We start from the raw sequence: 19,404 nt of genomic DNA, 5'->3' as shown, positions 1-19,404 counted from the left end.
ACCGCCGACCCTACAAAGGCAGAGCCATGTCGCCCATTTCCATCCTCGGGTCTCTCTCCGGTACGCCGAGCGCCACGCCCGGCAGCAGCGCAAGCCCAAGCACGGCGCCGGCCGTGACGCCGTTTTCGCAGACGCTCCAGCACAGCGTGAACGCGCAGCAGCAAGCCGCGCAATCGGCGCAATCCACGCAATCGAACGCCAAGGCATCCCCTTCGAGCGGCGGCCAAGGCAGTGGTGCGCCGCAGCAATCGGCTTCGGGCGAGGCCAACGCCGCGAACGGCAGCAACGGGGACGGCAACGGCAATAGCGCCGCTCAGGCGTCGAGCAACGCATCGAGCGCCTCGAGCACGGCCGGCAGCGACGGCACGGCCTCGTCGCAAGCCGGCAACGGCACGAAGCACGCCGATTCGTCTTCGAACTCGCAGCAGCAAGTCAGCCAAGGGCAGAGTGCGGCCGCCGATGCCGCCAATGCGGCGGCGCAAGCGCAAGCCGCCGCCCAAGCCGTGGCGCAGCAAGCCCAGGCGGCCGCGAACGGTGCGACGGCCGGCGGCACGACCGTTGCCGGCGTCGATGCAACGGGAGTAACGGGAGCGGCGGGCGGCATCGCAGGCAAATCGAAAGGCGCCACCGAACCGAAAACCGTGCGCGCGGCGCTGGAAGCCGCGCTGGCCGCTCAGATGGGCATGCAAGGTGCGGCGGCAGGCGCCACGGGCGGCGCGACGAACACGCAGGTGCTCGGCAATTCGGGCAATACGGGCGGCACGAGCTCGATCGCCAACGGCATGGGTTCCTTGCCGTTGAACTCGAAGCTCATCAGCACGCTGACGGGAGACGGCAAGAACGCGAACGCACAGGCGGTCGCGGGCGCGGCCGACCAAGCCGCCAAGACGGCGCCGGGCGGCCCGGCTTCGTCCGACAGCGCGGCTGCCGCAACGGCACAGGCATTGGCGGGCGGCGGCGATGCGACGGCCGCGATCGCCACGCTGAAAGACAACGCAGAGGCCGCGCGCGCGGCGCTCGCGGCCACGCAGGCGGCCTCCGCCTCGGGCGCGGCCGGCGCCGCCGCTCAAGCGGCGGCCGCCTCCCCGAACGCCGCCGCGGCCGCGGTGGCGGCCTCGCTCGCCCCGCAGGTCGGCACGCCCGATTGGGAAGACGCGTTGAGCCAGAAGGTCGTGTTCATGTCGAATGCGCATCAGCAAAGCGCCGAGTTGACGCTCAATCCGCCCGATCTCGGTCCGCTGCAAGTCGTCCTTCAGGTGGCCGACAACCACGCTCATGCACTGTTCGTCTCGCAGCATCAGCAGGTCCGCGAAGCGGTCGAAGCCGCGCTGCCGACGCTGCGCAACGCGCTCGAGGCCGGCGGGCTGGGGCTCGGCAGCGCGAGCGTCAGCGACGGCTTCGCGCGCCAAGCGAGCCAGCAGCAAGCCGGCAATCAAGGCAGCGGCAACGGCCGGCGCGGGGGCAGCGGGTCCGGCGGGGGCACCGCCGACGATACCGCGATCTCGGCCACGTCGATCCCGACGCGCCGCACGGTCGGCCTCGTCGATACGTTCGCCTAACCCGGGAGCCGGCCGCAGCCGGCAACCCGCCGCGCCGCCCTGACCGGCGGCGGGCACGCGCCCTCGAGCCCTTGATCCCCCGGACCGGGAGGGATCCGCTGCACGTGCGGGCCGTTTCGCGCCCCTTTTTTTTGCTCGCGGCTGGAACGCCATCGCCCTAAACGAACGAGATGGCGTCGAATGTCCCTTCTTTTCGGCTTATCGCTCGCGCCCGCAATAGCCAACAATTCACCCTACCGCACTCACGCAAAGCATTGTCATGGCATCCACGACCGCAGCTCAGCAGACCGTCGACGTTCCCGCGAAAAAGGGCAAACTCAAACGCATCGTGCTGATCGTTTTGATCGCGCTGGTCGCGGCCGGCGTTGCGGCAGCCGGCATGTACTTCTTCCTGCTCAAGAACGGCATGGGCAACGGCAAGCCCGCGCCGCCGCCGCCCCCGCCGCCGGTCTTCTTCGCGCTCGACCCGATGACGGTCAACCTGCTGTCCGACGACGGCCAGCACTATCTGCGCGTCGGCCTGTCGCTGAAGCTGGCCGACGGCAAGATTCAGGAGGCGCTGCAGCTGCACATGCCCGAGATTCGCAGCCGCATCTTGCTCGATCTGTCGAACAAGCATCCTGAGGAGCTCGAGACGCTCGACGGCAAGCACACGCTGGCGAAGGAACTCAAAGCGTTGATCGAGAAGCCGACGGACGCCGGCGAGCCGCCCGTGCACGTCGAAGAAGTGCTCTTCACAGAATTCGTGGTCCAGTAGCGCGCGTGCGCCCGGCGCTTCGGTGCCGGGCCTCGAGCCGCTTCCGGGCGTTTCTCATCAACCGCAATACAGGGACGAGCAAAAGCGATGGGCCACGAAGAGTTCATGTCCCAAGAGGAAGTCGATGCACTCCTCAAGGGCGTAACCGGCGACACCGACACCGACGCCGAACACGGCGACAAGGCCAGCGTTCGCCCATACAACATCGCGACGCAAGAGCGGATCGTTCGCGGCCGGATGCCCGGCCTCGAAATCATCAACGAGCGCTTCGCGCGCCTCTTGCGTCTCGGCATTTTCAATTTCATGCGCCGCACCGCCGAGATCTCGGTGGGTCCGGTCAAGGTGCTCAAGTACAGCGAGTTCACGCGCAATCTGCCGATTCCGACGAACTTGAACCTCGTGCACGTCAAGCCGCTGCGCGGCACGTCGCTGTTCGTGTTCGATCCGAACCTCGTGTTCTTCGTCGTCGACAATCTGTTCGGCGGCGACGGCCGATTCCATACGCGCGTCGAAGGGCGCGACTTCACGGCCACCGAGCAACGCATCATCGGCAAACTGCTCAACCTCGTGTTCGATCACTACACGACGGCGTGGAAGAGCGTGCGTCCGCTGCAGTTCGAATTCATGCGCTCGGAGATGCACACGCAGTTCGCGAACGTCGCGACGCCGAACGAAATCGTCATCGTCACGCAATTTTCGATCGAGTTCGGGCCGACCGGCGGCACGCTGCACATCTGCATGCCGTATTCGATGATCGAACCGATCCGCGACGTGCTGACCTCGCCGATCCAAGGCGAAGCGCTCGAAGTGGACCGCCGCTGGATTCGCGTGTTGTCGAAGCAAGTGCAAGCGGCCGAGGTCGAGCTGACGGCCGATCTGGCGCATATCCCGGTTACGTTCGAGGACATTTTGAACATGCGCGCGGGCGACGTGCTGCCGATCAACATCCCCGAAAACATCGTCGCGAAAGTCGACGGCGTGCCCGTCATGGAATGCGGCTACGGAATTTTCAATGGTCAATATGCGTTGCGCGTGCAAAAAATGATCAGCGCAGCGGAAAACACGATTAAGGAAACGGATTATGAGTGACCTGAACGCTACGCCGGGCGAAGGCATGGCCGACATCGACGCGCAAATGGCCGCCGCCATGGCCGCAGAGAGCGCCAAAGCCGCCCCCGCTGCGGCGGACGACGAAACGAGCCTCGACGATTGGGCCGCCGCGCTGGCCGAGCAGAATACGAACCCGACGCCGGCGCCTGCCGCCGCGGGCGTGTTCCAGCCGCTCTCGAAGGTCGAGCCCACCTCGACGCGCAACGACATCGACATGATCCTGGACATTCCGGTTCAGATGACGGTCGAGCTGGGGCGCACGAAAATTGCGATCCGCAATTTGCTGCAACTTGCGCAAGGTTCCGTCGTCGAACTCGACGGGATGGCCGGCGAGCCGATGGACGTGCTCGTGAACGGCTGTTTGATTGCCCAAGGCGAAGTCGTGGTGGTCAACGACAAGTTCGGGATCCGGTTGACCGACATCATCACGCCGGCCGAACGCATTCGAAAATTGAATCGATGAAATCACGCTTGCACCGTGTGCCGCTCGGCCGGCGCGTGGCAGCAACTCTCGCGGCGGCAACGGCCGCCGCCCTCACCTCGGCGGCATTCGCGCCCGCGGCAGCGGCTGCCGACATCAACGCAGTCAACAACGCCGCAAAAATCGCCTCGAACGTAGGCGCCGGCACGGCCGTGCCCTCCGTCGGCGTCGGCGCCGTACTGCAAACGCTCGTGGGGCTCGCCGTCGTCGTCGCGCTCGTGTTCGCCTGCGCGTGGCTCGCCCGCCGGCTCGGCCTGCAGCCCTCGGCGCGCGGGCAGCTCGTGCGCACCGTCGGCGGCGTGTCGCTCGGCGGCAAGGAGCGTGTGGCCGTCGTCGAGATCGGCGACACCTGGCTCGTCGTCGGCGCGGCGCCCGGCAACGTGCGGCTGCTGCATACGATGCCGGCACCGACGGCGGGCACGAGCGGTGGCCCCAGCGATCCCGGTGGCTCGGGCGGCGATGCGCAAGCTGCCGCGGGCCCCCTGCCAGGCACGTTCGGTGCGCGCTTTCGCGCGGCGCTCGCCGACGAGGCGAAAAAGCGGTTCTCTCGTCCTTCGGGCGGAGGCAAGTAAATGTCGTCCAGTTCCATCATGCGGCTCGCGCGTGCCGCGGCTCCGCTGCTTCCCATTTTGATGTTCGCGCTGTTGCCGCAGTTCGCGCACGCGCAGACCGCTCCGGCCGGCCTGCCGGCCTTCACGACGAGCCCCGGCCCCGGCGGCGGCACGACTTATTCGCTGAGCGTGCAGACGATGCTGCTGCTCACGATGCTGTCGTTCTTGCCGGCGATGGTGCTGATGATGACGAGCTTCACGCGCATCATCATCGTGCTCTCGCTGCTGCGCCAGGCGCTCGGCACCACGACGACGCCGCCGAATCAAGTGCTCGTGGGCCTCGCACTGTTCTTGACGCTGTTCGTGATGTCGCCCGTCATCGACAAGGCCTACACCGACGGCTACAAGCCGTTCGCCGACGGCACGATTTCGATGGAAACGGCCGTGACGCGCGGGGTGGCGCCGTTCAAGCAGTTCATGCTGAAGCAAACGCGCGAATCCGACCTGGCGCTGTTCGCGAAGATCTCGCACTCGCCGCCGCTGCAAGGGCCGGAAGACGTGCCGCTTCCGCTGCTCGTGCCCGCGTTCGTCACCAGTGAATTGAAGACCGCCTTTCAGATCGGCTTCACGATCTTCATCCCGTTTCTCATCATCGACATGGTCGTGGCAAGCGTGCTGATGTCGATGGGGATGATGATGGTGTCTCCGGTGACGATCTCGCTGCCGTTCAAGCTCATGTTGTTCGTGCTCGTGGACGGCTGGCAGTTGCTGATCGGCTCGCTCGCGCAGAGCTTCACCTGAGCCGGCGCTACTGGCTTTAGCTCGAGTTCTAGCTGCCGCTTCATACGCTATCGAGGACCTGCTCTCATGACGCCCGAATCCGTCCTGACGCTCGCGCACCGCGCGATGTACGTCGCCCTGCTGCTCACGGCGCCGCCGCTGATCGTTTCGCTCGTCGTGGGCTTGCTCGTGAGCTTCTTCCAGGCCGCCACGCAAATCAACGAAGCGACGCTGTCGTTCATCCCGAAGCTCATGGCCGTGACGATCACGCTCGTGATCGCGGGCCCGTGGATGCTTTCCATCATCCTCGACTACATGCGGCAGATGCTGACCAGCATCCCCACGTTCGCGGGTTAGGGGGCTTGGGTCTATCCGGCTAACGCTCGCCGATATCCCTCCTCGGTCGAACCATGTTCACCGTCACCTACGCCCAACTGAACGCCTGGCTCACGGCGTTTCTCTGGCCGTTCACGCGCATCGCCGCGCTGATCGCGACGGCGCCCGTGCTCGGCCATACGGGCATTCCGGCACGCGTGAAGATCGCGCTGGCGGCATTCATGGCCCTCATCGTCGCGCCGACGCTGGCGCCGATGCCGCAGGTGACCGTCTTCTCGGCGAACGGCGTCTGGATCATGGTCATGCAGTTTTTGATCGGCGCGGCGCTCGGCTTCACGATGCAGCTCGTGTTCGCAGCCGTGGAGATGGCGGGCACGCTCGTCGGCCTGCAGATGGGGCTCGGTTTCGCGACGTTCTTCGATCCGAGCTCGAGCGCGTCGCAGCAGGTGATCTCGAGCTTCCTGAACATGATCGCGATGCTCGCGTTCTTGGCCTACAACGGCCACTTGCAAGTCGTGGCGGCGCTGATCGAATCGTTTCAATCGGTGCCCATCGCGCAGGCCGCGCTCGGGCCGCCCGGGTTGCACACGCTCGTGCAATGGGGCAACGCGATTTTCACGGCGGGGCTTTTGCTGTCGCTGCCCGTGGTGGTCGCGCTGCTCGTCGCGAACCTTTCCCTCGGCATTCTCAATCGCGCCGCGCCGCAGATCGGCGTGTTCCAGATCGGGTTTTCGGTCACGCTGATGGTCGGCATGCTGCTCTTGATGCTCATGCTGCCGAACATGATTCCCTATTTCGCCCATCTCGTCGATACGGGCATCGATCAGATGGGGCGGATCAGCGCGGGGTTGCGGTAGGGTGTTCGTCCGGAAAGCCCGGACCTGCGCCGCTTCTCAGGCAATTCGTCTTGCATTTTCGGCTGGTGCTCCATCTGGATTACCAGGCGCCCCGCGTCCACGGTAAAAGCGTCCGAAAAATCCCCCCAGTTGTGCATTAACCGTCCATTCACAGCGACGATCGCGCCGCGCAAATGTTGCGCGAACTCGTACAACTTGGAATGGATCAATGAATCTAAGATTTTTTGCTCGCGTGGCCGCATGCTTCGTCGTTATCGGCGCATCGTCCGCCGCGCACGCCGAAAGCGCGACTGACGTTTCGCCGATATGCACCACGGTCTTCAACGAAGCCGGTCCGAGAACGCTGCTGGGCCGCGGTTCGTATTGCTTTCGCTCAAACGTCATGGAGCATGTAAGCAGCAACCCAGAGCGAACTGCCGAGACACGCGCTGACGTGGAGGCCTATATGTACTCGGACAACGCCTTGAATCAATTGTCGTGGGACATCAAATTGCGCTTTCGCACCAAGTCCGTTGCTGGCGAATCGGTGCCGCTACAAGTGAAGCCGTATATCGACTGCAAAGGTCTATGCACAGTGAGCGCCGCACCCACGATCGATCTGATGCCCGGTGGCCTCACGAGTGAAGCCACCATTACGCTGACACCGACCATGGCCGGTGCAAATCCCATGACGTTCCAGCCAACCGTCGAGTATCGAATCGTGCGGACCGGAGAGTCATTCGAAGACGGCCAGTCGATATCGCGCTTTCACAGCGATGCACACATTCCGAAAATTCGCTGCGATGAGGGGCTCGCGCGCCGAGGCACCAAGGGTTGTGTCTATATCGAAGCGCCCGCGATATTCAGCGGAATCAGCATGAGCGACCCCGATGTCGACGAGTCGGCGATTCACATCCGGGAAGCACAAGCGGCCGACTTGCCAGGTAAATTCGTGGGGCGCGGTGACGGGAGCATCCTTCAAGACTCGTCGAATGACAGCCCGTTGACACGTACGCGTGAACCAGATGTGATCGCGAAAAACCGATCAGCCGCGCGCAAGCAGTATGTATTGCAATACGCGGAGGAACCCGTATGCACGCTGACAACCGACCCGGATGACCCGCCGGGTCCGTGCAACTGCGATGAGTACCCGTTCGCCTCGACGTACGAAGGTGCCTTTGAAGGGCGCTTTTCGGTCAAACGCATCGACGCCAAAGACAATCAGCGAGCCGGCGCCCGCCTCGGCAACTTTTTCACGTCACAGCGTGTGATAGGGGGCGACACATTCTACGTGAACGTCACCGACTAACGGCCGACCGCCTTCGCATAGAACCGACTCTCATCGCATGTCTAATTCTTCAAAAACCTCAACGAAAGTTCCCCGTCGCCGCGCATCGTGGCTTCACAGAATCTCCGAGCCGAGCGACCCACCGTGGCTTGCTACGAATTACATCAGGAGTTGTGGCTGCATCCTCGGCGAAACGTACAGCGAGTTCATATCCATCGAAGACGCCTGCTTGCGCGTCACCGCCGGCGACGTAAAAGCACCGGGCGCTCGCTTGCGCAATGAAGGCTACGCACGCGGCGCCATGGTCGTCGCGCAGGGCACACGCATCACGCCACAGGAGCAGGCCGTTCTCACCGCCGCCGGTGTGCTCACGGTCCCGGTGTATAGGCGCCCGCGCGTGGGGGTAGTGCTGAGCGGTTATGACGTAGCGCCGCCCGCCGAGGTGGAGCATGCCTGGCAGCGTCCCGATTCGATGAGCGCCTACGTGCGCTCGTTGCTCGCACGCTGGGGGTACGTAACGCCACCCGTGGAACGGTTGACTCCGATTCCCCAAATCACGTCTCCGGGCGACATTCGCGAGGCAGACATGGCCCACGTCGAGCGGGTGCGCGATCTGATGTCCCGCTATGACTTGCTGATCTCCGTCGGTATGCCGTCGGATCCCTGGGTGCTTTCTAGCGGTTCACGCGGACCGTTTAGCTGTTGTCCTTGGGGCAAGGAGCGCATCCACTTCGACAATACGGCAGAACGCGCGTTCATGTGCGGCCTTGGTGATGACCGAACGCCTCCCGTTCAGGCTAAGCACCGCATTTACCACCCAGGATCGTTGAATCGCGTGGCGATACACACAAGTTCTACCTACTACGACAGAGCGATCGTACTCACCTTGCCAGGGCACACGTCCGAGGTTGCCACGGTCATGCATTTGTTCGCCCGCCGAATCCTCGATTCGATGGAAGGCCTCGCACAGCCGGGGCCTGTTTGGCGAACGGGCACGTTGGCGTCTCCGATCACGAGGCACCCTTTGGAGCATCGCTTTCTCTGGGGAATGGCGCACAACGACGAAACCGGCCATGTCGTCATTCGGGTCAGCGACGGTCAAAACAGCCTGAGCCTCAACACCTTTGCAACGTCGAACGCATTGGTGGCCATCCGCAGCGGCGGAGGCCAGGTCGCCGCCGGCGAATGCGTCGAGTACGTCTCGCTCGACGTGAACATCACTGACTAACGGCCGAATGCCCTTGCTTCCAACCGACTCTCATCCATGCCAACCTCTTCGAAAACCTCATCGAACGCTTCCCGGCGACGCCCATCGTGGCTTCCTCGGCGTTATGAGCCGAACGGCCCAACGTGGCTTGCTACGGCTTATGACCAGAGCGTTGATTGCGTCCGTGGCGAAATCCACACCGAGTTCATACCCGTCGAGAACGCCTGCATGCGCGTCACTTCGGACGATGTGAAAGCACTCGGCTCTCGTTTTCGCGGCGAATACTATGCACGAGGTGCCACGCTTGTCGCTCAGGGCACGCACATCACGCCGCAACTTCAAGCCATGCTGACTGCCGCCGGGATATTGACGGTCCCGGTATATAGGCGTCCGCGCGTTGGGGTGGTATTGAGCAGTTTCGATTCGGTGCCTCATGGCGAGGTCCAGCATGCGTGGCAGCGGCCGGATTCAACGAGCGCATACGTGCGCTCGTTGCTCGCGCGCTGGGGGCATGTGACGCCCCCGGTGGAACAGTTGGCCCCGGAACACTCGAAGAATGCTCCAAGTGACCTTCGCGAGGCGCGCAAGGCATACATCAAACGCTTCTTCGATCTAATGCCGCGGTACGACTTGTTGATAGGCGTCGGTATGCCGGCGGACTCTTACATGCTTTCTCCCGGTCTAGGCGGATCGGTCGCATTTGGCGAGGGCAAAACCGGCATCCATTTCGATAACACGACCGAACGCGGCTTCGAATGCCGCATTGGTGGCGACCGGACGCCTCCAGTGCATGTCAAGGACACGTTTTACCGCCCAGGAACGTTGAGTCACTTCGCAGGATCAGCAAGTTATATCTACTACGATCGGCCCATCGTGCTCAATGTCCCAGGTCACACGCCCGAGGTTGCCACGATTATGCATTTGTTCATCCGTCGCACCCTCGATTCATTGGCAGGCGTCGCAGAGCCCGGTCCAGTTTGGCGAGTCGGAACGTTGCAGTCCCCGATTACGCGGCACCCTTTGGAACATCGATTTCTGTGGGCATTCGCACGTATCGATGATAGCGGCCGTGTCGCCATTGGAGTGAGCGACGATCAAAACTGCCTGAGCCTGAACACCTTCGCGACAGCGAACGCATTGGTCGCCATCCGCAGCGGCGCCGGTCAGGTCGCCGCCGGCGAATGCGTCGATTACGTCTCGCTCGAGTAGCGTGTTGCGGTAACCCGCTACCCCATGACATCGCGCGATCGGCGCTTCGGACCCGGCATGCTAACGGCGCTACCCGCCTCCCCGCGCGACATTTCACCATCGACAAAACTGCGGCTGTCGTCCCGAGCAGCGAGGACTTCCGCCTTATCGCATCAAACGCACCCTTTCTCATCCCATGCCAGATTCTTCAAAAAACTCAGAGCACTCTCCTCGTCGGTATCCCCGGTGGCTTGACAACGCTTACTACGACTTAAGCGGCGCCGCCCGCGGCGATCCTCATAGCGACCTCATACCCGTCGAGGAGGCCTGCATGCGCGTCGCGGCCGAAGACGTGAAAGCACCCGGGCCCGTTCCGCGCGTGTCGTACTCTCTGCGCCGCGGGTATGCAGTGCGTGCGGTCGATACCGTACGCGCAACGAGTACCCACCCCGTCCATTTGCAAAAGGAAAGCAGGGCGGGCTATCGTAAGACCGGAGGGGACCCGGCCGCAAACCCGTTGCGGCCGGGCGAATGTCAAGCCGTCCACGCTGGCATCCCCTTGCCCGAAAACGCCGACGCAGTGCGCTACACCCCGCCCGAGGTGACCGATGAAGTCACCGTTCCGATAGTCGACAAACTAAAAGTCACCGCCCCCGTGCGCGAAGGCGACAACGCGCGATTACCCGGCGAAGACTATGCACGAGGCGCCACGCTCGTCACCCGTGGCACGCGCATCACGCCGGAGATACACGCCGTGCTGATTGCCGCCGGAGTGTTCACGGTCCCCGTGTATAGGCGCCCACGGGTAGGTGTGGTGTTGAGCAGTTACGACGCCGTGCCGCCCGCCAACGTGGAGCATGCGTGGCAGCGGCCGGATTCGATGAGCGGCTACGCGCGCTCGTTGCTCGCGCGCTGGGGATATGCGACGCCTTCAGTCGAATGGTTGGCTCCGCTGGGTCCTATGGTTTCGTCGGATACGACTCGGAAGACTCAGGAGGCAACGGAGGCCCGAGAAACAGAAGGGCAACAAGAGCCACAAGCGGCACAAGAGGCCTATCGCGAGCAATTGCTCGATCTGATGTCCCGCTACGACTTGCTGATCGGCGTCGGCATGCCCGCGGACGCGGCGATGCTCGCCAATGGGCTTGGCGGACCCGTTTCCTGTTTTGCTCACGGCCAAGAGCACGTCCATTTCGACAACACGAAAGACCGCGGCTTCATCTGCGGCCTCGGTGACGATCGCACGGCTCCGGTGATAAGCAAGCGGCGTGACCCCGTTTACCGCTCGGAATCGTCGACAGAAATCGCTCGGTACGACAGTTCGTTCAGCTACGACAGGGCGATCGTGCTCAACGTTCCGGGGCACACGCCCGAGGTCGCCACGGTCATGCAATTGTTCGTCCCTCGCCTCCTCGATTCGATGGAAGGCGTTGCGCAGCCGGGGCCGGTTTGGCAGAAGGGCACATTGGCATCCCCCATTACGCGGCACGCGTTGGAGCATCGCTTTCTCTGGGGCGTGGCGCACACCGACGAAAGCGGTCGCGTCGTCATTCAAGTCAGCGACGACCAAGAGGGCCTTAGCCTGAACGCCTTCGCGACGTCGAATGCGTTGGTGACCATTCGCAACGGCGAAGGTCAGATCGCCGCTGGCGAGTGCGTCGATTACTTGTCGCTAGCGTAGGTTTCTGCCGGGATTCAAGGCGCGAGACTCGAGAGCAATATGCAATGACGCGGCGTAGTTGCCGCTTCGGCTGCGCAACGCTCGCGCATTCGTCCGCGTCCACACGACGTTTCGCCATCACAAAAAAACGGCCGAAGTCCCGAGGAGAGTGGGAGCTTCGGCCTTATCGCACGCCCTTGCGGGCGTGTGGCTTCGTCAAACGGTATTTAAGCGGAAGCGAAAGGCAACGTTAGTTCCCGATGTACTGGAACAGCGACATGCCCTGAATCTTCACGAACGTCTGCTGCGCCGCCTGCAACGCACTTTGCGTCTGCTCGAACTTCGTGATCGCCGACACCATGTCGACGCCCGTGAGGCTCGACAGATCGCTCTGCGTCTGCGTCACGTTCGTTTGCGTCGTCGTCTGCAGCGCCTGCAATTCCTGCTCGCGGCCGCCCACCGATGCCTGCACGACGGTCACGTTCGTCAGCGAGTTTTGGAAGCGCGACATGCCCGTCGTCAGCGCGTTCTCGAGCGTCGCGGTCGCCGTCGGGTTGTTGCTCGCCGGCTGCTGCAATGCCGAAATGATCGAGTCCAGCGTCGAGAAGACGCTGCTGTTTTGCGGCGCCGTCGCGGGCGTGACCGAGAACGTGTCGCCCGGCGCGGGCGCACCCGTGATCGCCACTTGCATGCCGCTACCGAGCGCGATCGGCGTGCTTGCATTGAACGCGGTGGCGGCCGTCGTCGTCGCCGGCACCACCGTGTTGTCGGTCACCGTGTAGGTCGGCGCGGCAGGGGTGCCGCCGAACGTGATCGTGTAGTTGTCGCCGTTCGTCGCGATGGCAGGATTCGTGATCGACGGCGCGCCGATCTTGCCCGTGCCCGTGTTCGTGACCGAGCTCGCCGCAACGGGCGACGTGCCCGTCGCCGGCACCTTCAGGAACACGCTCGAGCCGCTGTCGTTCGTCGCGATCTGGCGCGTGTCCGCCACCTGCGCTTCGCGAATGCCGTTATCGCCCTGGTAATTCACGCCGCCGGCAGGGTTCGTCGTGAACGGCTGCGTCGTCGCTTGAAAGCCCGAGAACAGATAGTTGCCGGCACCGTCGCTCGTGTTCGCGAGGTTCAGCAACTGATTGCGATAGCCTTGGAGCGCCTGCGCGATCGATGCGCGGTCGGAGTCGTTCAGCGTGCCGTCGCCGGCCCGCACGATCTCCGACGTAATCGCCTGCATCGTGCTCGTGACGCTCGAAAGCGTCTTGTCCTCGAGCTGCAGCGACGAAAGCGCCGTGTTCTGGTTCGTCTGGTACTGCGTGTAGGTGGCCGAAACCATCGTCAACTGGACAGCCTGCGCGGCACCGAGCGGATTGTCCGCGGGCGTGGTGAGCGCCGTGCCGCTCGAGAGCTGCTGGTAGTACGTCCCCAGCTGGCTCTGCTGGTTATCCATCGTCTGGATGTTCTGATCGTAGAACTGCGAGGTCGAGATGCGCATCATCGCTGATCACCTTATTGGAAGATGCCGATCAGGGTCTGGAACATCGATTCGGCCGTCTGGATGACCTTGCTGTTCGCCTGATAAGCCTGCTGATATTGCAACAAGTTCGATGCTTCTTCGTCGAGATTCACACCCGACACGGCCTGCTGCGCCGACGTGATCTGCGTCACGAGCGCCGATTGCGACGTGCTGGCCGCCTTGAGCTGGCCCGCTGCATTGCCGATGTTGTTGACGTACGACGCGTAAGCGGCCGTCATCGTCGAGGTGCCGCCGTTGAGCGACGCGTTCGACACCAGCTTCGAGATCGCCAACGCATTGCGGCCGTCGAACGTCCCCGTATTCGGCGCGATCGAGAACGTGTCGCCGTTTGCCGGAATGCCGGTGAGCGTGACGGTCACGGCGTTCGTGATGCCGGCCGGCGGCGGCGAAGTCGTGCTGTTGATCGTCATCGTCGCGCCCTGTGACGGGTTGTACGGAACGGTCGTGGCGGACGACGCAATCGGAATCGTCGTCGGCGGCGAGCCGGCCACCGTGATCGTCGTGCCCGGCTGGAAGCCGCTCAACGTCCCGGTCGATGCGTCGTAAGTCAGCGTCGTCGTGGTGGAGATCTGGTAGCCGGCCGTCACCGTGCCCTGCGTGATCGAGCCCGAGCCCGTGTTCGAGCTCGGCGCCGAAGCCAGGACCGGCGCCGATGCGGCGATCGCCGACGTGTTCGACGTGGTCAGCGCGAACGAATCGAGTGCGCCGCGCGTGGGCTGGATCGTGAACGAATCGCCCGGGTTCATCGAGCCCGACGTGATGTTGAGCACGAGCCCGCCGATCGTCGTGTTGCTCGGGGCCGAGGCCGACGTGCCGACGACGGTGCCCGTCGTCGTATCGGTCAGCGTGTAGGTGCCGCCGGCAAACGAGAGCGAGTAGTCGTCGTTCGTCGGCTGTGCGCTATTCGCGAAGCTGACCGACAGCGCCGCACTGCCCGTGTTGGCGAGGTTCGAGTAGACGGTCGGCGAGCCGACCTTGAACAGGTTGCCGCCCTTGTTGCCGGCCAGATCGAGGCCGAGCGCGTTTTGCGCGTTCACTTGCGCGGCGAAGCTCGTCGCAATCGCGCCCAATTGCGATTCCGCCGGGTCGAGCGTCTGCGTGCGGAACTGCAGCAAACCGCCGACCGTCCCGCCCGTCACCGCCGAGGACGGCAGATATTCGACGGGAGGCGGCGTCGTGGCACCCTTGAGCCCGTTGTAGGTCACGGAGAGCTCGCTCGGGTCGGTCTGAGACGTGGCCGTGCCGAGTTGAAAGCTGTTGCTCGCGACGACGAGCGGCTGCCCGTTGCCGATGAAGACGCTGTAGCCGCTCGAGTTTTGCACGACGGAGACGCCGACGAGCTGCGATAGGCTGGCCACGGCTTGATCGCGCTGGTCGAGCAGCTGGTTCGGCGGCTGGCCTTGCGCGGATGCCGCGGCAATCTGGCTGTTCAGGTTCGCGATCTGCGACGAATAGGTGTTGATCGAGGCGACCGCCGTCTGCAGTTGCTGATTGACGCTCGTGCGCAACTGATCGTACTGCGCACCGGCGGCGTTCAGCTGCGACGCGAGCGTTTGCGCGTCGCTGATCGCCGTTTGACGCATGGCGATGCTGTTCGGCGTGTTCGCAACGTTCTGCATGCCGGTGAAGTACGACGTGATCGCGGCCGAAATGCCGGACGTCGGGCTGCCCACGAGATTGCTCAGTTGCGAGGCCATCGCATAGTTGGCCGACAGTGCGCTGTTCGTCGACGTGGCCGTATTGAGCTGCGTGCTCAGGTACCGGCTGTAGTTGCGCTGCACCGAGACGGTGTCGACGCCGGTGCCGAGAAAGCCCGAGCCCGTGTATTGGCCGCTGGCCTCGGCATAAACGGGGTTCTCCACCGTATAGCCGGGCGTCGACGCGTTGCTGATGTTCTGGCTCGTCGTCTGCAAACCCCATTGGGCGGCATTGAGCCCGGACAAGCCGATGTTGAAGATATCGTTGGACATGCGTCTTCCTGAAGGGCGGTCGCCATAGGCTCGTCCGCCGCGTTGAGGGAACACATGTATAACGGCCGCGTGGCCAAAAGTTGAAGGGGGCCGAATGTGCCGGCCCCGATTTTTTTACGCTTTGACGAGCGAGCGCCGGCGCATTTCGAGTTGAGTGATGAGGCGCTGCAGCGTGTTTTCGGCGCTGCCGGGCAGTGCGACGAAGCGCATGCCGAGCTGGAAGCGGCGGCCGCCGTTCGGCAGATCGGTTGCCCGCATCGAAACGAGCTCGAGATCGAGCAAGAGCATGCCATGCCCGTTCAGGTGCACTTCGACGTCGCTCAGCATCACGCCCATCGGCAGCTCGGCGACACGTTCGTCCGTCGTGCGCAGCCCGATCCCGCCGAGGGAGAGGTCGTGCACCTCGAAGCGGAACGTGTCGCCCTCGGGCAGCTTGCCGCGGCAGAAATACGGATCGAGCACGGGCGCATCGACGCGAAAATACTCGCGGCGCTGCACGTAGAACAGCACTTCGGGGAACGACGCTTCGAAAGCGGGCAACCCCTCGAATTGGGTTTCTTGCGGCGTGTACGTGGAAAACTCGACGCGCACGCCATCGGGCGATGCGCGGAACGTGCAACTCGGCGACGCGAGCATGCCTTTGTTCTGCTCGGGCAACGCGCCCCAGTCGAAAGAAAAGCGGCGCGCACGCACGTCGACGTCGAGAATCTTCGTGACGAGCTGCCCGCCCTTGTACTGGACGGTCAGAAAATCGCCGCGATTGGCCAGATTGCGGAGTTGGACGCCGATTTCCAGCGGATTTCGGCGGCCGAAATCATGATCGCTTTCGGCGGAATCCTCCGTCGGGCCATTCGACTGATTGGTATCCATGGGCTCGGTATGCAAACTTGCGCGGCGCGCACTCCGCGCCGGCGCCAAAGCTTTCGGCCGCCTTTCGGCGATCCGAACAGGGTCTCGTCTGATTTAGCGGCATCGGGCGTGTAAAGTTTAGAGGCATTCTCGAAATATTTTTTTGGTTTTCGAGCAACTGCTCGGTTATCGGCTCGCGCCGGCAACCGTCATATCCGAACTCTTTGCCGATGACTGCGCCATTATGGTGCGACAGATAGGGCTCTGTCCATCGTGGCGTGCTGCTGCAATGCGGCTTGGCCGACCGCTCTCACGAGCGGCCGGCCTTCATGCCGTCTTTTCTCTGCTTGGCCCCGTCGCGCTTCAGCCGCGCTCCCCGTAATACATTCACATTCGCTTGCCCCGCAAAAGCGAGTCCTGCGTAGCGTAAGCCGGTCAAACCATCTGCTTCATGATCGAAATCAATTTCTTCGCATAGTGCGGGTCCGTCGCGTAGCCGGCCTTTTGCATGCCGTGCGCGAAGCTGGCCGCGTCGTGCGAGGTCGACAGCACCGATGCGTAGCGCGGATTGTCGCGCAGCATGCTCGCATAATCCGTCATCGCCTCGGCATACGAGCCGTACGCGCGGAATTTCTGGACGACCTTGCGCGCCTTGCCGTTCACGTATTCGGTCGTGACCGCGGCGACCGTCTTGCCGGTCCAGTCCGGCGTCGCCTTGATGCCGAACACGTTGTGGCTCGACGAGCCATCGGCATTCTTGATTTCGCCCTTGCCCCAGCCCGATTCGAGCGCGGCCTGGCCGACGATGAAGCGCGCGGGAATGCCCGTGGCTGCGCTCGCGGCCTGTGCCGGAGCCGCCAGCTTTTCGACGAACGCATCGACTTTCGCCGATTCGCCCTTACCGTGCAGCGGCGGCGTCAGCGCGCTTTGCGCCGAGTAGCCCTTGCCCGAGCCCAGCGCCCCGTTCGCCTGCGCGTTCGAGTAGGCGCGGGCCAGTGCGCCCAGCATCGCCGCGTCGCCGGCATTGTTCCCGCCGCCGCCGAGCATGCCGCCGATCGCGTTGCCCCCGGGAATCGTTCCCGCGCCGCCGGCTCCGCCCGCGGCCGTTTCGCCGAGGTTGCGCGACAGCTGCGTGATGAGCTGATTGGCCACTCCGACGCCGCGCGACGAGAGCTGCTGCGCGAGCTGCTGGTCGAGCATCGCGGTGTACTGCTTGCTGTCGTTCGAATCGAGAATGCCGTCTTGCGGCGTCGCCTCGCGCATGCTCTTGAGCATCATCTGCATGAACACGGCGTCGAATTGGCGGGCGGTGGACTTCAGCGCCTGCTTCGGATCGGCGCCCGCTTGGGCGCGCAGCGCGTCGAAGCCTTGCACGTCGAGCGCGAAGCGCTGCGAAATGTCCGTGCCGGAATCGACTTTGCCGGAGTAGGTGGTGTTCGGGTTCATCGCCGCACCTTCGTCTTAAATGATCTCGAGATCCGCGCGCAACGCGCCCGCGGCCTTCATGGCTTGCAGGATCGACATCAGATCGGCCGGCGTCGCCCCGAGCGCGTTCAGTGCCTTCACCACGTCGGCCAGGTTCGCGCCCGCCGTCACGAGCTTGAGCGAGCCGTTGTCCTGCTTCAGCTGAATCTGCGATTGCCGCGTGGCCACCGTCGTCCCGTTCGAGAACGCGCCGGGCTGGCTCACGGCCGTCTGCGTGTTGACGACGACCGACAAGTTGCCGTGCGCCACCGCGCAGCTTTGCAGCGTCACCATCTGGTTCATGACGATCGAGCCCGTGCGCGAATTGAGGATGACCTTCGCAGCCGCCTGGGCCGGACGCACGTCGAGGTTCTCGAGCTGCGCCATGAAGGCGACCTGCTGGCTCGGGTCCGTCGGTGCATGCAGCTGAATCGTGCGCCCGTCGAGCGGCATGGCCGTGCCTTCGCCGAACGCATTGTTGACGGCCGCCACGATGCGCTGCGTCGTGTCGTAGTCCATATCGTTCAGCTCCATCTGCATCGTGCCGCCCGCCTGCGCGACTTGCGTCGGCACCGCGCGCTCGACGATCGCGCCGGACGGGATGCGGCCGGCGGCGAGCTGATTGACCTGCACTTTGCTGCCGTTGGCGCTCGCGCCGGCGCCGCCGACGGCGACGTTGCCCTGCGCCAGCGCATAGACTTGGCCGTCAGCGCCCTTGAGCGGCGTCAGCAGCAGCGTGCCGCCGCGCAGGCTCTTGGCATTGCCGAGCGACGACACCGTGACGTCGATCGCTTCGCCGGGGCGCTCGAACGGCGGCAACGTCGCCGTGACCATGACGGCCGCGACGTTCTTGAGCTGCATGTTCGACGCCGAACCGCCGTTCGCCTGGCCGTTGTTCAGCGAGATGCCGAGATTGGCCAGCATGTTCGTCAGCGTCTGCGTCGTGAACGGCGTTTGCGTCGTCTGGTCGCCCGTGCCGTCGAGGCCGACGACGAGGCCATAGCCGATCAGCGGGTTGTCGCGCACGCCTTGGATCTGCACGAGGTCCTTCAACCGCTCCGCGTGGGCCGTGCCCGCGCAGGCCAGCAGAACGGGCAAGCCGACGAGCACGAGGCCGGCGGTGCGGCGCAAGCGGCGCCAGGCGCGGTGAATCGAAGCCGTCATCGCGATCACCATGGCGCTATGTTGAGGAAGAAACGCTGGAGCCATCCCATCGTTTCCGCTTCGTTGATGTAGCCCTTCGCCGAGTACTCGATGCGGGCGTCCGCGACCTGCGTCGAGAGCACCGTGTTCTCGCCCGATACCGTGTTCGGATTGACGACGCCCGAGAACCGCACGAACTCGTTGCCTTGGTTGATCAGCATCTGCTTCTCGCCGCTCACGACGAGGTTGCCGTTCGGCAGCACGTTCGTCACCGTGACGGTGATCGTGCCGTTGAACGTATTCGAGGCGTTCGCGCCGCCCGAGCCGCTGAACGCATTCGCGCCCGACGCGCTCAGATCGACGTGGTTGAACAGCGCCTTGAAGAACCCCGCCGTCGGCACCGAAATGTTCGAGCTGCCGTTGCGCCCGGCGTTGGCGCCGGACGATTTGGTCGCGTTGATGTTTTCGGAGATGACGATCGTGAGGATGTCGCCGACGTTGCGCGGACGCTGATCTTCGAACAGCGGATGGCCGGCATAGCCCGGGTTGTAGATCGACCCCGGCGGCTGCAATTGCGGCGGCACCGGCGGCGTGGCCGTCATCGGCTGCTGCGTGATCGGCTCGCGGTGCTCGAGCTGCGCGCAACCGGCGAAAGAGCCCGTCAGCACCACTGCGAGCGCACTCGCATAGGTCA

General features: G+C 63.9%; 18 protein-coding genes. 12 read left to right on the top strand and 6 right to left on the bottom strand.

What is annotated here, in order from left to right; genetic code table 11:
• Window positions 1–26: 26 nt before the first annotated feature.
• From ACTHNZ_RS09540 to ACTHNZ_RS09485, 12 genes are all read left to right on the top strand, one after another.
• Window positions 27–1,559 carry a flagellar hook-length control protein FliK gene (locus tag ACTHNZ_RS09540; RefSeq protein WP_440542259.1) on the top strand — a complete coding sequence of 511 codons (1,533 nt, stop codon included), beginning with the start codon at window positions 27–29 and terminating at the stop codon, window positions 1,557–1,559.
• A 259-nt stretch (window positions 1,560–1,818) separates the two neighbouring features.
• Window positions 1,819–2,316, top strand: coding sequence for a flagellar basal body-associated protein FliL (fliL, locus tag ACTHNZ_RS09535; RefSeq protein WP_440542258.1), 498 nt, complete (start codon window positions 1,819–1,821; stop codon window positions 2,314–2,316).
• A gap of 87 nt (window positions 2,317–2,403) precedes the next feature.
• Window positions 2,404–3,405, top strand: coding sequence for a flagellar motor switch protein FliM (gene fliM / locus ACTHNZ_RS09530; protein WP_440542257.1), 1,002 nt, complete (start codon window positions 2,404–2,406; stop codon window positions 3,403–3,405).
• Entirely contained in the window at window positions 3,398–3,889 is a 492-nt protein-coding gene (fliN, locus tag ACTHNZ_RS09525) for a flagellar motor switch protein FliN (protein WP_440542256.1), read from the top strand. The genes fliM and fliN overlap by 8 nt, the downstream gene beginning before the upstream one ends.
• Window positions 3,886–4,479, top strand: a complete 594-nt coding sequence (gene fliO / locus ACTHNZ_RS09520) for a flagellar biosynthetic protein FliO (RefSeq protein ID WP_440542255.1) — start codon at window positions 3,886–3,888, stop codon at window positions 4,477–4,479. Before fliN ends, fliO begins: the two co-directional genes overlap by 4 nt.
• An 18-nt stretch (window positions 4,480–4,497) precedes the next feature.
• Window positions 4,498–5,259 carry a flagellar type III secretion system pore protein FliP gene (gene fliP, locus ACTHNZ_RS09515; RefSeq protein WP_440542280.1) on the top strand — a complete coding sequence of 254 codons (762 nt, stop codon included), beginning with the start codon at window positions 4,498–4,500 and terminating at the stop codon, window positions 5,257–5,259.
• 66 nt (window positions 5,260–5,325) lie between these two features.
• Window positions 5,326–5,595: a flagellar biosynthesis protein FliQ gene (gene fliQ, locus ACTHNZ_RS09510; RefSeq protein ID WP_440542254.1), complete on the top strand. Its 270-nt coding sequence runs from the start codon at window positions 5,326–5,328 to the stop codon at window positions 5,593–5,595.
• Window positions 5,596–5,648: 53 nt separating this feature from the next.
• A complete protein-coding gene (gene fliR, locus ACTHNZ_RS09505) occupies window positions 5,649–6,431 on the top strand; it encodes a flagellar biosynthetic protein FliR (protein WP_440542253.1) in 783 nt (260 codons plus the stop codon).
• A 208-nt stretch (window positions 6,432–6,639) separates the two neighbouring features.
• The gene (locus ACTHNZ_RS09500) at window positions 6,640–7,719 is read left to right on the top strand and encodes a NucA/NucB deoxyribonuclease domain-containing protein (protein WP_440542252.1); all 1,080 of its coding nucleotides are present in this window, start codon (window positions 6,640–6,642) and stop codon (window positions 7,717–7,719) included.
• A gap of 37 nt (window positions 7,720–7,756) precedes the next feature.
• A complete protein-coding gene (locus ACTHNZ_RS09495) occupies window positions 7,757–8,926 on the top strand; it encodes a hypothetical protein (RefSeq protein WP_440542251.1) in 1,170 nt (389 codons plus the stop codon).
• A 207-nt stretch (window positions 8,927–9,133) separates the two neighbouring features.
• Window positions 9,134–10,114 (top strand): hypothetical protein, encoded by a 981-nt coding sequence (locus ACTHNZ_RS09490; RefSeq protein WP_440542250.1) that lies wholly within the window; start codon window positions 9,134–9,136, stop codon window positions 10,112–10,114.
• A gap of 175 nt (window positions 10,115–10,289) precedes the next feature.
• Complete coding sequence (locus ACTHNZ_RS09485; protein WP_440542249.1) at window positions 10,290–11,774, top strand: hypothetical protein; 1,485 nt, start codon at window positions 10,290–10,292, stop codon at window positions 11,772–11,774.
• Window positions 11,775–12,003: 229 nt separating this feature from the next.
• Here the strand turns inward: ACTHNZ_RS09485 and flgL are convergent, their stop codons facing one another.
• From flgL to flgH, 6 genes are all read right to left on the bottom strand, one after another.
• A complete protein-coding gene (gene flgL / locus ACTHNZ_RS09480; RefSeq protein WP_440542279.1) occupies window positions 12,004–13,242 on the bottom strand; it encodes a flagellar hook-associated protein FlgL in 1,239 nt (412 codons plus the stop codon).
• Window positions 13,243–13,256: 14 nt separating this feature from the next.
• On the bottom strand, window positions 13,257–15,254 hold the full coding sequence (gene flgK, locus ACTHNZ_RS09475; RefSeq protein WP_440542248.1) for a flagellar hook-associated protein FlgK: 1,998 nt from the start codon (window positions 15,252–15,254) through the stop codon (window positions 13,257–13,259).
• A gap of 114 nt (window positions 15,255–15,368) precedes the next feature.
• Window positions 15,369–16,124, bottom strand: a complete 756-nt coding sequence (locus tag ACTHNZ_RS09470; RefSeq protein ID WP_440542247.1) for a flagellar brake protein — start codon at window positions 16,122–16,124, stop codon at window positions 15,369–15,371.
• Between the two features lie 414 nt (window positions 16,125–16,538).
• A complete protein-coding gene (gene flgJ, locus ACTHNZ_RS09465) occupies window positions 16,539–17,549 on the bottom strand; it encodes a flagellar assembly peptidoglycan hydrolase FlgJ (RefSeq protein WP_440542246.1) in 1,011 nt (336 codons plus the stop codon).
• Between the two features lie 15 nt (window positions 17,550–17,564).
• Window positions 17,565–18,743 (bottom strand): flagellar basal body P-ring protein FlgI, encoded by a 1,179-nt coding sequence (locus tag ACTHNZ_RS09460; RefSeq protein WP_440542278.1) that lies wholly within the window; start codon window positions 18,741–18,743, stop codon window positions 17,565–17,567.
• The coding region (gene flgH / locus ACTHNZ_RS09455; protein ID WP_440542245.1) for a flagellar basal body L-ring protein FlgH at window positions 18,737–19,404 on the bottom strand (668 nt) is incomplete at its 5' end. The genes flgH and ACTHNZ_RS09460, both read right to left, overlap by 7 nt.

The sequence above is a fragment of the Trinickia sp. genome, from assembly GCF_051953955.1.
GTDB lineage: Bacteria > Pseudomonadota > Gammaproteobacteria > Burkholderiales > Burkholderiaceae > Trinickia.
Note: the sequence above shows the minus strand (reverse complement) of the source record. Positions and strands in the feature narration are given on the sequence as shown.